Source organism: Terriglobus albidus, from assembly GCF_008000815.1.
GTDB lineage: Bacteria > Acidobacteriota > Terriglobia > Terriglobales > Acidobacteriaceae > Terriglobus > Terriglobus albidus_A.
This window is the reverse complement of the sequence record NZ_CP042806.1, coordinates 1,885,640-1,899,143: the sequence shown is the minus strand read 5'-3', so window position 1 is coordinate 1,899,143 and position 13,504 is coordinate 1,885,640. Positions and strand designations below refer to the sequence as shown.

The following is a 13,504-nucleotide window of genomic DNA, read 5'->3' as shown; positions in this document are numbered from 1 at the left end:
ATCTTCGCTCAGCGCGGCCACTTCAGCTACGTTAAACGCTGCCTCCGTCGGCTCCTGCGTATACCCCGTCTCTTTCGTTTCCTTCAACTCTTCCGGCATTCACTTTCTCCTTGGGATAGAGCCATAGGATGGCAATTCCCGAGCCGATTATGACAGCAAAGTTCGTCCATTGCTGCACTTGATACAAGAAACTTTTCTCTACCTCCTGCGGCACATCGCTGACAATCGAAGGCAGATACTTGATCAACGCATATCCGCCATTCATGTAAGCCAGCAGCTTCTTCAGCCGGGACGGACGTTGAATCTCCTCATTCAGTAGATATACGCAGAGCACAATCTCACTGGCCTGGGTAAAGTGCTGCTTCCACCAGAACAGCTCTTCGTAGGAAGTTTGTGAAACCCGGGGAGAGTAATAGGCCCAGATAAACACTAGCGCCAACAGCGCGAACAGGGCCTGCATACCGGAATAGAAACGCAGCTCCTTATATACCTTAGTAACAAGGCAGATGGCACACAGCGCGATAAGGCTGGCGGTCGTACAGAACCACAATGGATTCATATCTGAAGTGTCATGCCACTGCGCCGTAAATGGCAAGCGTATTTCGAAGAATTGGCGAAGACGTCATCATTGCAATGAAGTAAGTGCTGACGCGATCCAGGCGGCCTGATCGAGGCATCCTCCGATGTATGCACGGCTCGTCCCCCTTCATGCAGCAGGAATCAATCCGGCATTCATTCTTGCTAACGTCATTCGTTCCTGCTGCGTCTACCGATTACATCGCAGATATGCCGGCGCTAGAGCATTTTCCCTGTAGGTGTAGAGTAGGGCTTCCGCATCTATGGGCGTTTTCCGCAATGAAAACGCCGCTGCACTCCTCTTATGGGATACCCAGCAACAGGGAAAATGCGCTATGTCGCCCGTGCGACATCGTTTCACCTTGCTTATAAGCCTGCATTCCTGACGCTTCCTTCCACAAAAATCTGAGATTTTCCGGAAGTTTTCTTGCTTCCGAACAAATACCCGTGGGGGTGTTTTGCTGTGCCTTTGAACCGAACTTGTGCTCTTTCCTTTCTGGCCATGACCTTGCTATGCCTGTTGCCCGTATCAGGATGGGCAGAACCTTCGGCGCGTTCTCTCTACAAGCAAGGACAGGCTGCAGAGGCCCGGCAGCAGTATGAAGAGGCTTTCCTCGCATATCGCACAGCCCTGCAGAAGTCACCCACCGATCTTCGCTACCGCACTGCCTGCGAGCGCGTACGGCTGCTATCGTCGGCCGCTCATTTGAAGCGGGGCAACGAATACAGGCAGGCAGGGAAAACAACCGATGCCCTGGCGGAGTACCTTCGCGCCTCCTCTGTCGATCCATCCAATGCAGCTGTCCAGCAGGCGATCGCCGGACTTGCAGGCATCATCCCTTCTCCAACTGAAAAGAGCGACCTGCCGCAATCCCCTGAGACCAACCGTAAGGTTGCGGCCATGGCAAAACCAGTCGAACTGAAAGCGCTCTCAGACGATGCCATCACACTGCACATGATCGAAGACACCAAGGTGATCTATCAGGCTATCGGCAAGACCGCGGGAGTTAACGTATTGTTCGATCCTGACCTCATCACCAAACGGGTCGCCGTCGACATCACGAAGATACCGCTCGCGGATGCACTGCAGGTCATCGGCACGCTCACCGGAACATTCTGGAGGCCGATCACCCCGAACACTATTTTTGTTGCGGCCGATACCCGGGCGAAACGAACCAGCGTGGAGACCCAGGCGCTGCAGACCTTCTATCTCGCCAACACCACGCAACAGAGCGACGCCAATGAACTCATCACGGCCTTGCGGAATGTGATGGACCAGAGCGTACGAACCTTCCTTGTCCCCAGTCAGAACGCCATCGTCATGCGGGGTACGCCCGATCAGCTTCTCCTGGCCCAAAAGGTGATCGACGATCTGGACCGGGCGCATGCCGAGGTTGTCATCGACGTCGCCGTGATGACAGTAAGCAAAGATAAGGTACGTAATCTCGGCCTGCAGCTTCCGCAGAGCATCTCGGCTGCACTGCAAAGCACCAGCACCGACTCCGATGCCAAATTCAACCTGAACGACCTGGCTCATCTGAATGCAAAGAACATTCAGCTTACGGTCGGTTCTGCCGCAGCCCAGGTTCTGATGACCGATAGTGAGACCCGTATTCTGCAGAACCCGAGACTGCGGGCGACCGACGGTCAGAAGTCCACGCTCAAGATCGGCTCAAGGATCCCCGTCGCAACCGGTTCTTACAGCACTCCTACGGCGGCGAGCTCTGCTGCCGTGCAGACGCAGTTCACCTATATCGACGTAGGCGTCACCATGGAGATGCAGCCGGTGATCCACTACAACGGCGATGTAACGCTGAAGGTAAAGGTGGAGATCAGTGCGAAGACCGGTGAGACCACCATCAGCGGTGTCACCGAGCCGATCATCAGCCAGCAAGCCGTCGACGAGGTCATCCGGCTCAAAGAGGGAGAGAGCAACCTGATAGGAGGTCTTCTTGAAGACCAGAACAACAAGGATGTCAGCGGGACACCCGGCCTGGGTGAGGTTCCTCTCATCAAATATCTCTTCAGCACCCAGAAACAGACGCTGGAACATGACGAGATCGTCTTTCTCATCACACCGCACCTCGTCCGTACCATGCAGGTCAATCCGGCAAGTCTGAAGCAGGTGGATATCGGGACGGGCGAGTCGATCCAGCTGCGGAAATCGCACTCAGAAGAATGACGCGGCTTTGCACACATGATCAGACGGACAGGAATCCTCTCGGCTTTCACCGCAAGCTACCTCGTGGCCTGCGGCGCACAGACATCTGCGCCATCGTATGAGCTGAAATCAGCTATCGAACTTAAACCTTCGGAGAAACACTGCTCATTTCACACGCGAACCGATACGCAGACGCTCATTCGCCAGGTGCTTGGCGCATATGATCTGGAGGCGTCGATCGACGTCACCGTCCCACAACGGCAGGTATCGCTGCAGATCGACGATGCCTCATTGCAACAGGCACTCGAAGCCCTGGAACTCGTCACCGGAACCTTTGCCGTTCCCTGGGAGACAACGCAGGCTCATTTCTATGAAGACACCGTAGAAAACCACAAACGGTATGAGTATCTGCAGATGGGGACAATCCGCCTGCTCGGCATGTCTGCTGCAGAGATGAATGACATTGCAGGTCTGATGCGGTCCATCCTGGAGACCGGCTCCTATGCGCTCGAGACAAACGCCAACAGTATTACAATTCGCGCCCCACAACGGGAGCTGCTTCCACTGGATGCTCTTCTTCATGAGCTGCTGAACGGACGCAGCGTAATTCTGTTGGATGTTGAACTCTATGAGCTCGACAAGAGCAAAACCCGAAACATCGGCCTGACCCTGCCGGGATCGACCAATCTCTTCCACGTCGCTACGGAGATCAGCCAGATTCTCTCTGCGAACGCCGATGCCGTTAAACAGATCGTCGCCAGTGGCCTGGCCGACGCAACCGACTACGAAAAGATCATTGCGATCCTCATCGCCTCGGGCGCGGTAAAAGACAGTGTCTTTAACAGCCCTTTCGTTGTCTTTGGAGGCGGTCTGACGGAGTTGGGCCTCAATATCGGCGACGTCGCGGCGGACCTGGCCCTCAACTCATCGGAGGCCCGCTCTCTTAAACAGATACAGCTTCGCCTTCTGGATCAGGAGCAAGGAACCATCCGCATTGGATCGCGATATCCCATCCTCATCTCAAAGACCTCCAACGTCGGCTCCTCCTCTTCTGGCTCGACCGTTCCACAGTTCCAATACCAGGACCTGGGCATCACTCTCAAGGTCACCCCTCGCATCAACCAATCGGAACACATCGCACTGAATCTGGATCTCACCGTCGCGGCTCTCACCGGAACGGGCATCGGAGATCTGCCGATACTCTCGAACCGGCAGTACACCGGTGAAGCTGTGCTGCATTCCGGGCAGAGCGCCCTGCTGGTTAGCCTGCTTGAGAAACAAGCCTCAGCCGCATTGACAGGTTTGCCGCTCAATGCCGAACCCCATCGGAATGCCGAGCATGACGTCATGGAGATCATCCTGATGGTGACACCGCATATCGTTCGCATGGCGCACGACAAATCTGCGGGTACGGTCCTTCTTCTCCCAACCCGCTGATTCATCAGCCTGTTCGGCTTCCCCTGAAAAATATCCGCTTTCTGTGGAAGCTTGCGCGCCGCCCGTCCAATACATTACGAGGGACAGAAGCAAGTGCGCTGGTTTGAAGCTCCAGCTAAAACGACACCGTCAGCCCGCGAAGGCGGCCCTGACAAAGACCTTGCACTCCGCCTGAAGCGGAGGGACAAGGACTCGTTTCTTGAGCTGTATGACCGTTATGGCAGAACTGTATACCGCTATCTGATGCATATGACGGGTTCCATCTCGGCGGCGGAAGAGCTTACACAGGAGGTCTTCATCGTGATTCTGGATGCAATGGCCACTCCCGAACCGATGCGTTCCTTCGATTCCGCCAAAGGCACCCTGGAAGGCTATCTGCTCGGCATCGCGCGTAATCTTGCCAAGCAGGAGCATCGCAGAAACCTCCGGCTGCTTTCGCTGGACGAGATGCAGGGAAAGATGGACTGGAGCGGCCTGTTCAACAACATCCAGCAGACTTCAGGGTCCTGGGAGTATCTGGCGGCGCTGACAACACAGACCGAGATCAAGCTGCTCCATCGCTTCATTCTCGAGCTGCCGGAACACTACCGTACGGTTGTCGTTCTCTGTGCTCTGCAGGAGAAGAGCTATCGCGATGTCGCAGCAATGCTGCAGTGCTCGGAAGGTACCGTAGCCTCCCGGTTGAACCGTGCCAAGGTCCTGCTCACAGCGAAGCTCACCGCCGGTGACCGAAACAGGAAGAATCATCGCAAACTCAAGGAAGGAGGTCTCCATGCGAAAGCATCCGTTGCAAACGGCTGACAAACGTCTGGCGCGCACCGACGAGTTGCTGCGCCTGTTGCGAGAGGCCTCACCGCAAGAACCTTCTCCCTATATTCGCGAACAACTGGAGGCGATGGGCTCCCTGCAATTCAGCAGCACACCGTTTCAACGCGGGCGACAGGCGCTCCAACATCACTGGCTGTGGGCGCTTCCGATTGCCGCGCTTGCGATTGTGGTGGTCGTTATGTTCTTACCACTCCGTCCTCAAGTTGCAGCATTGGATCTGCAGGTAACTCCGCCGGGACTGCCGCCGTCGCCTGGCTCTAACTCTTCCAATTCTCAGGTCCCTGAAATCTCTTCCCCGGTATCGAGCACAAAGAAGAGCACGCGGGTGCCAGACGCGGCTCCTCCCAAAACAAAGCCGATAGACAGACTTACTGTCCCTCTGCCTTACTCCAATCCGGATATCTCGACCGGCACCTCCACCGTCGTCCGCGTAGCCATGCCGCAAGTGCAATTGGCTGCATTGGGCCTGCCCCTGCCTGCAGTAGCCGCAGACTCAAGGATCATCGCAGACGTCACCCTCGGCGATGATGGACTGCCGAAATCAATCAGCTTGCCGCTCCCACTTCAGGTTGTAAAGGAGAACTGACATGAAGCACGCCTCAACCCTCCGTTATGCCGTAGCACTCCCTTTCGCTGTGTCCCTCTGCGCCTTTGCACAAACGCAGGTTACTCGCGCTATCCATTGCGAGCCTGCGGATGACTCCAGCGGACCATGCACGATAGCGGCCGCAGGCATGCCCGCCGAAGTCGGCATTCTCTCTGTCGGTGGACCGATGCGGGTTCAGGGACATGCGGAGGTGGTGACCGGTCGCCCCTATACCGCGCAGGCAGTTACCGAGCTCAAGCAGACCCTTGGCAATGGCGCTCACATTACGCAGAAGAGCGAGGCATCCGTCGGCCGCGACAGCAAGGGGCGTACCTTCCGTGTCCAGACGATGAAATCCATCGGCCCGTGGACCTCCAGCGGTGAACCTGCTTCAGCAGGTGGTCAGAATGAAACGGCGCCGACACTGACGACAATCTTTGATCCGGTGAGCAAAACTCACATCGACTACACCGACAATCCAAAACTAGCCCATGTCATTCCTCTTGGAGGCTTTGGCGGCCCGGTTCTTACGGCATCCGTCGCTGGGGGCGGTCCCAACATCACCTACGTTGCCGGAGAGCCTACCAGCGGCGCCGTGGGCTTCGCAACGCAGACCCGAGTCCTTGCCGCTCCCGGCACTCCTGCGAAGGAACCTGAGACAGAACAACTGGGAGAGCGCCAGATCGAAGGCTTCAAGGCCGTCGGTAAGAGAACACGCGTCGTCATCCCAGCCAACTCCATTGGCAATGACTCCCCCATCGAGATCACTCATGAGACCTGGTATTCAGCGGATCTCAAGCTCATTCTCGAAAGCACGCAGAACGATCCACGGTTCGGCGAAACGAAGTACACCCTGGTAAAGATCTCAGCCAAAGAACCCGGCGAAAAGCTCTTCCAGGTTCCCGCCGGCTACACCGTCGAAGATATCCCTGAACCGCCGCCCTTGCGATAGAGCATTTTCCCTGTAGGTGTAATGTAGGGACTCCGCATCTATGGGCGTTTTCCGCAAATGAAAACGCCACTGTATGCCCTTTCCGGAATACCCAGTAACAGGGAAATGCTCTAAAGCATTTTCCCTGTAGGTGTAATGTAGGGACTCCGCATCTATGGGCGTTTTCCGCAATGAAAACGCCGCTGCACTCCTCTTCTGGGATACCCAGCAACAGGGAAAATGCGATAGAGAGGCGGCATTTCACAATGTCAGGAGCAATTTGATAGGTTGTTGGCCGGAACCGCTCCTATGATGACTCCACAATCGCAGCCAGCAGTGCAGGACACAGCCACGCAGGGCACCTCTTCCGAACACGACTTCGACTTCCTGATCGGAAGCTGGAAAGTACAGCACCGCAAGCTGGTACACCGGCTTGCCAACGATGACACCTGGCAGGTCTTCTCTGGAACCTGCGTCATGCAGCCTCTTCTCTCCGGTCACGCCAACGTCGATGAGAATGTGATGGACGTGCCCGGCGCTCCTTATAAGGCTGTGGCTCTACGAGCCTTCGATCCGAAGAAGAAGACATGGAGCATCTGGTGGCTCGACGGCCGTCATCCAGGACACCTGGATGTTCCGGTTGTCGGCAGCTTTAAGAACGGCGTCGGGACGTTCTTTGCGAACGACACCTTCGAGGGCCGCCCGATCGTCATCCGCTTCCGCTGGTTTGATATCTCGGAGGATTCCGCAAAATGGCAACAGGCATTCTCTGAGGACAGCGGCGAAACCTGGGAGACAAATTGGTTCATGGAGTTTCACAGAGCTCAGCAGTGAAACCACGCCGGAGGGGACGCCGGTTGTGTAACGTCCTCTCCGTGCTATAGCCTTCTCGCGTCCGGAATCACTCCTGTCATTACGAATCGGCCTCGGTCTTCCGGGTCTACAAGAGGCGCTGTACGTTTTCAGCAGAGAATCAGATTGGAGAAGAGATGCGGCCTCACAGCCAAGCCACGCAGAAGCTGTTCCTCCTTGGAGCAATAGCGATTCTTTGTGTTTCCACGATCGTGAGCATGGCTCAGGCACAACCGCAGGCACATACGCTGCGTGCCGGCGCTGCCATGGCAGACATCACGCCAAAGCCCGGCCAGCTGCTTTTCAAGAGCGACATCATTCGCGATCCTCTCTTCGCCCGCGCTATCGTGATCACATCAGGTAACAGTTGCGCCGTGCTGGTAGGCGTCGATCAGATCAACATGCGCAAAGATGTCTACGATGCTTCCCTGCCGCAGGTCGTTTCCATCACGGGATGCCCCAAGCAAAACATCCTCATCGCTGCGACGCATACTCATAGCGGGTCTACCAGTCTCTCCGGTGGATCGCCGTCGCCGGAGATCGTCACCGCAGGCATCGTCAAAGCCGTGACCGAGGCAAAGTCAAAGCTCGTGCCTGCCACGGTTGGCTATGCCCGCTCCACCGTCGACCTGAATATCAATCGCGATCTCTTCAACAGCAAGCTGGAGTGGCGGCAGGAACCGAATCCGCAGGGTGTCTCCGACAAGACGCTCTCCGTCATCGAGTTCATCGGCCCCGACTACATCCCCATCGGCGTGTACATGAACTATGGAATGCACCCAATTAATTTCTATCTCTCCGGTGTGGTCAGCGCCGACTTTCCCGGCGAGGCCTCACGCGCCATCGAAGAACACTTCGACCACAAGACCGTCGCCATCTTCACCCAGGGAACCTCGGGCGACCAGAATCCGCTGCTGCGCGAGACCCAGCTCACCGCCTTCCGCCGAGAGAACGCTCCCGGAACCGAGACCATCGGTGCACCTCCGCCGCCTCCGGCGCCGACGCCCAATTTCAATCAGACAAATGCAGTTGCGAATCTCAAAGCAGTTCCCGACCAGAGTATGCCGGCGTACCGCAAGGCAGTTGCCCGCACCGGAGCCAATGTCGCCATGATGGGAGTTCTGCTCGCCGAGAAGACTCTCTATCTGATGCGGCACGAGATCAAGCCTGTCCCGGAGGCCCGCCTCTGGGGCGGTCAACAACTCATCTCCTGCCCAGGCCGCGACCGCACCGATACCGACAATCCCGTCCGCGAAAATGCGATGCCGCCTTATAAAGATGGACCGGACGTCACGATGACGGTAAGTCTGCTCCGCATCGGCGACATCTATATCACCGGAGTCGATGGCGAGGTCTACACCAACATCGGTCTCAAGCTGAAACAGACCGCTCCAGTCAACAACCTCATTTTTTCTACGCTGACCAATGGCAGGGCAAACTCCGGCTACATCTACTCGGACGATGCCTACAGCCATCTTTCTTTCCAGGTGATCGACTCCCGTCTCAAACCCGGCTGCGCGGAGAATAAAATTATTCAAACGGCACTTGATCTTATCCACCAAGCAACCGAATGATTCAGTCACTCCCTGTTCCACGGAATTCTCCGTTTCGCAAAAAGCTGTCTGTCGTCGATCCTCTTTTTCCCATGTAGCCCGGGCCGTGTATCACCATCGCCTTTATCTCTCCCGAGAGGCATCATGAGTGCATTCTTCGCCTATCTGCAGTATCTATACTTTCTCCGTTTCAGCCTTTTATGCCTTCTCACCGTTCCGCTACTTGCGCTGGCGGATCGCTTTACCGGCATTAATAGCGTTACGCGCGGCATCTTTACCTCAACCGAGGTCTATTCGTTTATTGGTGAAGCATTCTTCCTGACATGCGCGGGCGTTATTGCATTAATCACGAGCCGCGTGGTCGTGTTGAACGGCCGGGATCGCTATCAAGCGGACCCGCCTCAACTGCTTTCTAAGTTCCTTGGCCACGATAGCGATCCTTATGCCGGAGGAGTACTTCTCACCTACCAGCTTCCCGGGATCGGGGTTCTCACCTATCTGATCTATACCGCGCATCGGGAGACGGCTGTTACCGCCTGGTTCATCGCAATTCTCATGAGCCTGATCGGCATCGCGTTAGCTCTCCTCTTCTGGACGAGCTTGAACGTGATCTATTACTGGACTGCGGACGATGCCACTGGGGTGCCACCACGCACAATCCTGCTTCCAAGATGTTGGCTCGGATTGGAAAAACTCGAGAAGGCAAAACCCGCGTCGGTCTTGATACCACCCCAATTCATCTCCAACCTATGGGGACGCATCGCCGGTCTGGGTCCCGGCTATTCAAAAAGCGGAAAAGTGCTCTATAGCGGGCACCAGTTCACGATCATCGCCGCAATCGGCTATTTTCTGGTTTACCTTTTCATGTTTCCGCTTACGTCTCCTTTCACGGCGGGCAAAGGCTACACAATCGGGCTTGTAGGATTCGGTATCCTCACGCTCGCTGTTGCTATCAGCATCCTTTGGGGACTGACGCCTCCGTGTATTCGGTGGGCGAAATACCTCATAGTGATAGAGCTACTGACTTTGTCCGGCGGCGCGTTTGGGCTTTTCTTGCAGGAGATCAAGGCGAGGCAGTCGTTTCCTGTTCTGTGCTCCGTGCTGGTTCTTCTCACCCTGGTGTCCCTGATCATGGCGGGAATCGCCTTCTATGTCGATCGCCTTCACCTTCCGGTAGGATTGGCCTTCGCCGCCTTGATTCTGTTATTGCATGGAGGAACCAGCCTGATCTATCGCCTGCCGGGGATATATTGGAACCCCAGATTAGGCGGCTTCAGCGACCATTACTTCGAGGTTCTCAACCACGGCAGCCAACCGGAGCTCGCAACACCGGCAGATGTACTGGCAAATCGCACCTGCACTGTCCAGAACTCCCCGGTCCCATGTCCCGTCATCGTCGTCAGTGCAACCGGAGGCGGTATTCACGCCGCTGCCTGGACCACGCTGATGTTGACCTCACTGGAAGACAGTTTCCGGAACGAACAGCGCCTGGCAAGCAACCAGTACAGCTTTCACAACAATGTGGCACTCTTCAGCACTGTCTCAGGTGGAAGCGTTGGTCTGCTCCCTTTTCTGAACGAATACACCGCTGCCGCCCCATTCACTTCTCCAGGCTGGCAACAATGGATGTTCAATGCCTCCAACTGCTCTGCGTTGGAAGCAGTTGCATGGGGCCTCGAGTATCGGGACTTCGATGTATTTCTGGCTCCGGTATTGTCGGGTCTCTTCTCACCACAATGGGATCGAAGTACAGCCCTCGAAGCCGGCATCCGCCGTCATCTCTTCGATGCGCCCTGTCCATCGAACAACCCGGCGGATGGCAAAGACCGCGCCAAAGCTCCTATCCGCGACCCCAAGGAAGAAAAGACGCTCGGAGATCTATCCGAGCAGCTCAAGGCCTGGACTCGGCACGCGGGACATACCGGCAACTATGTTCCGGCATTCACCATGAATACAACTGCGGCAGAGACGGGAGGCCGATTCCTTCTTTCCAACTATCACATAGAACCAGATGCAATTGCAGATGCTGGAGTAGCGCCGGCCGAAGATTTTCTCAGCGGCTATGGGAGGCGATCTGCCAGCGGGAATGCCGATATCCATCTCTCCACTGCCGCCCGTCTCTCTGCAACCTTTCCCTTTGTGTCCTCCGCCGCGAGAAGTAACCGGACAGAAGATGCGGGAACCCTTCATTTCGTCGACGGCGGCTACTACGATAACGACGGCATTGCCTCAGTGATTGAGTTTCTGCTTGCTGGACGAAAGGCAATCGCGCGGCCGGCGAATGCGCAAGATAAGACACTGGGAGTTCCCCTGCTCCTGATCGAGATTCGTGATGGCGCTGATCTCGACGCAAACTCAAGCCCTGAACAGGGCGGGAAAGCCCCCTTCAGCAAAGATGTCCCTACATACTGGAACTCGTTCCGGCAGTTCTCTGGTCCCTTGGGAGCATTCTGGTCCGCTGGCCACGAGGCCGTCAGCCGCAGAAATCGCCGGGAACTGGAGATCCTTATGGACATGCTGCAGGCGCAGCAGATTCCGTTTAAGCACATCGTCCTTGACTACCGGGATGCAACAGAGAGCAATGGCAAGAAGCAGGGCTCCGCACAGCCTCTTTCATGGTTTCTCACCCCGCTCCAGACACAAAAGATTGAAGAGGCCAAGTCGCGTGTTGCCCCATGCATCGCTGTCGCGTCTACATGGACGGCCGATGCTCTCATGCAGAAGCCTTCAACCAATCCCGTTCAGCAGCTCTCCGGCAATATCCAGGTAGACCATTGCGTAAAACCATAGATAGGAGATCAAAGAGCATCTGTCTCTGATTCTCTGATCGCAGAAAACAACGGAGACTCTACTTCCATCATTTCGTCCTGAAAGTTACTGAGGCCTACTCCGACCAGGCGATAAAGCTGCTGGGGAGGCAGCGCAACACGCTCGCATAATCGCAGCGCGATACTCGTCACTTCTTCACACGACGCTGGTGGTATCTGGGAGGTCAGGCTCCGCGTCAGCGTGTTGAACTCCTTCGTCTTCAACTTCAACACAACGGTCTTCGCACCACGCACATTCTCCCGCGACGCAACCCACACTTTCTCTGCCAGCCTGCGAATATGCGATTCACACTCCGCCAGAGGAACGTCGTCCGGAAAGGTATCTTCAGCAGAGATCTGCTTACGGACCCGGTTTGGCATGACCGGGTTGTGGTCGATGCCGCGAGATAGCTGATGTAGGCGCACACCCCAACGGCCGAAATAGCTCTCCAGTGCCGCGATCTCCATCGCATGAATGTCTCCGACAGTCTTCACGCCAAGCTCCGTCATCCGAACCTCCGTCACCTTACCAACTCCTGGAATACGCCCGATCGGAAGCGGCAACAGAAATGCCTGCGCCTCATGCGGCTGAATCACGAACAGTCCATCAGGCTTCTTCCAGTCGGAGGCGATCTTCGCCAGAAACTTATTCGGAGCCACACCGGCGGAGGCTGTCAGATTCAGCTCTTCGCGGATCTGACGCCGAATCGTCTTCGCCACCTGCGTCGCCGTCGGCAGCCCCGTCTTGTTCACCGTCACATCGAGATAGGCCTCATCCAGCGACAACGGCTCAATCAGGTCGGCGTGACGCTGAAAGATCTCACGCACTGCCGCCGAGACTGCCTTATAGCGAGTGAAATCAGGCGGGATGAAGACCGCCTCAGGGCACAGACGTTCTGCATGCACCGCCGCCATCGCCGACCGCACACCAAATCGTCGCGCCTCATACGAAGCCGCACATACCACGGACCGCTTACCCTTCCACGCCACGACAACAGGCCGTCCACGCAATGAAGGATCGTCCCTCTGCTCCACCGAGGCATAGAACGCATCCATGTCGACGTGCACGATCTTGCGCGTTCCCAGGGCCTCAATCACGGATAAGTTCTCCGGCATCATCGCTATTGTGACATTTTCGCCTTCTATTCGCTACTGACATTCTCGGATTGAAGTGATCGATCGAGAGGCTCGACGGCCACACAGTCGTGACGTCTTGTCACGGTCTTCGCTATATCCAGCCCCGGCCAACCCGCACATGTGTCACTCACGTCTTTGCTTGGTAGCTTTGGGTGGGGCAGCGCATGTCAGCAGATCAGACAGTTCAAAAGGAAAATGCCGCCGTCCGCGTATCGACAAATGTTAAACCTCAGGCAACGGCCGATACTTTCGGGCACTTCTCGGCGCAGGCATCTGCATGGGTCGGATCGAAGTGGGCGTTCCTGGCAGCGGTACTGGTGATTGGCGGGTGGGCGGCTACCGGCCCACTGTTCCATTATTCCGACACCTGGCAGCTGGTCATCAATACCGGCACAACCATCGTCACCTTCATCATGGTCTTCTTGATTCAGAACACACAGAATCGTGACGCCAAAGCCATCAATCTCAAGCTTGATGAGCTGATCCACTCCATCGACAAAGCCGAAAACGAGATGATGGATATCGAATCGCTCAGCGATGAAGAGCTGGGCGAACTGCATAAGCGCTACGAGGCGATTCGCGCCGAATGCATGACCCGCGCTCAACGGGCAAAGTCCTGAAATACGTACAGCGAGC

11 protein-coding genes are annotated in these 13,504 nt (G+C 56.1%); 9 read left to right on the top strand and 2 right to left on the bottom strand.

All coding sequences use genetic code 11. The features are described from left to right. Window positions 1-31: 31 nt before the first annotated feature. On the bottom strand, window positions 32-559 hold the full coding sequence (locus FTW19_RS07625) for a hypothetical protein (RefSeq protein WP_147647063.1): 528 nt from the start codon (window positions 557-559) through the stop codon (window positions 32-34). A gap of 480 nt (window positions 560-1,039) precedes the next feature. Here FTW19_RS07625 and FTW19_RS07620 point away from each other — a divergent pair, with 480 nt between their 5' ends. The 8 genes from FTW19_RS07620 (at window position 1,040) to FTW19_RS07585 (ending at window position 11,714) form a co-directional block, all read left to right on the top strand. Next, window positions 1,040-2,758, top strand: a complete 1,719-nt coding sequence (locus FTW19_RS07620; protein ID WP_147647062.1) for a type II secretion system protein GspD — start codon at window positions 1,040-1,042, stop codon at window positions 2,756-2,758. Between the two features lie 15 nt (window positions 2,759-2,773). Continuing rightward, window positions 2,774-4,174: a type II secretion system protein GspD gene (locus FTW19_RS07615; RefSeq protein WP_147647061.1), complete on the top strand. Its 1,401-nt coding sequence runs from the start codon at window positions 2,774-2,776 to the stop codon at window positions 4,172-4,174. A gap of 93 nt (window positions 4,175-4,267) precedes the next feature. Continuing rightward, a complete protein-coding gene (locus tag FTW19_RS07610) occupies window positions 4,268-4,975 on the top strand; it encodes an RNA polymerase sigma factor (protein ID WP_147647060.1) in 708 nt (235 codons plus the stop codon). Next, window positions 4,947-5,588 carry a hypothetical protein gene (locus FTW19_RS07605; RefSeq protein WP_147647059.1) on the top strand — a complete coding sequence of 214 codons (642 nt, stop codon included), beginning with the start codon at window positions 4,947-4,949 and terminating at the stop codon, window positions 5,586-5,588. Before FTW19_RS07610 ends, FTW19_RS07605 begins: the two co-directional genes overlap by 29 nt. A 1-nt stretch (window position 5,589) precedes the next feature. Further along, window positions 5,590-6,540 (top strand): hypothetical protein, encoded by a 951-nt coding sequence (locus FTW19_RS07600; RefSeq protein WP_147647058.1) that lies wholly within the window; start codon window positions 5,590-5,592, stop codon window positions 6,538-6,540. 288 nt (window positions 6,541-6,828) lie between these two features. Further along, window positions 6,829-7,353, top strand: a complete 525-nt coding sequence (locus FTW19_RS07595) for a DUF1579 domain-containing protein (RefSeq protein WP_222705542.1) — start codon at window positions 6,829-6,831, stop codon at window positions 7,351-7,353. Between the two features lie 155 nt (window positions 7,354-7,508). Then, complete coding sequence (locus FTW19_RS07590; RefSeq protein ID WP_147647057.1) at window positions 7,509-8,945, top strand: neutral/alkaline non-lysosomal ceramidase N-terminal domain-containing protein; 1,437 nt, start codon at window positions 7,509-7,511, stop codon at window positions 8,943-8,945. Between the two features lie 123 nt (window positions 8,946-9,068). Beyond that, window positions 9,069-11,714, top strand: coding sequence for a patatin-like phospholipase family protein (locus tag FTW19_RS07585; RefSeq protein ID WP_147647056.1), 2,646 nt, complete (start codon window positions 9,069-9,071; stop codon window positions 11,712-11,714). A gap of 8 nt (window positions 11,715-11,722) precedes the next feature. Here the strand turns inward: FTW19_RS07585 and dinB are convergent, their stop codons facing one another. After that, window positions 11,723-12,829: a DNA polymerase IV gene (dinB, locus tag FTW19_RS07580; protein WP_348641845.1), complete on the bottom strand. Its 1,107-nt coding sequence runs from the start codon at window positions 12,827-12,829 to the stop codon at window positions 11,723-11,725. A 203-nt stretch (window positions 12,830-13,032) separates the two neighbouring features. Here dinB and FTW19_RS07575 point away from each other — a divergent pair, with 203 nt between their 5' ends. After that, a complete protein-coding gene (locus tag FTW19_RS07575) occupies window positions 13,033-13,488 on the top strand; it encodes a low affinity iron permease family protein (protein ID WP_147647055.1) in 456 nt (151 codons plus the stop codon). Window positions 13,489-13,504 lie beyond the last annotated feature (16 nt).

Bases quoted from the DNA above. Each gene is read 5' to 3' on its own strand.
- FTW19_RS07625 (WP_147647063.1), bottom strand. From the start codon at position 559: ATGAATCCATTGTGGTTCTGTACGACCGCCAGCCTTATCGCGCTGTGT.
- FTW19_RS07615 (WP_147647061.1), top strand. From the start codon at position 2,774: ATGATCAGACGGACAGGAATCCTCTCGGCTTTCACCGCAAGCTACCTC.
- FTW19_RS07605 (WP_147647059.1), top strand. From the start codon at position 4,947: ATGCGAAAGCATCCGTTGCAAACGGCTGACAAACGTCTGGCGCGCACC.
- FTW19_RS07600 (WP_147647058.1), top strand. From the start codon at position 5,590: ATGAAGCACGCCTCAACCCTCCGTTATGCCGTAGCACTCCCTTTCGCT.
- FTW19_RS07595 (WP_222705542.1), top strand. From the start codon at position 6,829: ATGATGACTCCACAATCGCAGCCAGCAGTGCAGGACACAGCCACGCAG.
- FTW19_RS07590 (WP_147647057.1), top strand. From the start codon at position 7,509: ATGCGGCCTCACAGCCAAGCCACGCAGAAGCTGTTCCTCCTTGGAGCA.
- FTW19_RS07585 (WP_147647056.1), top strand. From the start codon at position 9,069: ATGAGTGCATTCTTCGCCTATCTGCAGTATCTATACTTTCTCCGTTTC.
- FTW19_RS07575 (WP_147647055.1), top strand. From the start codon at position 13,033: ATGTCAGCAGATCAGACAGTTCAAAAGGAAAATGCCGCCGTCCGCGTA.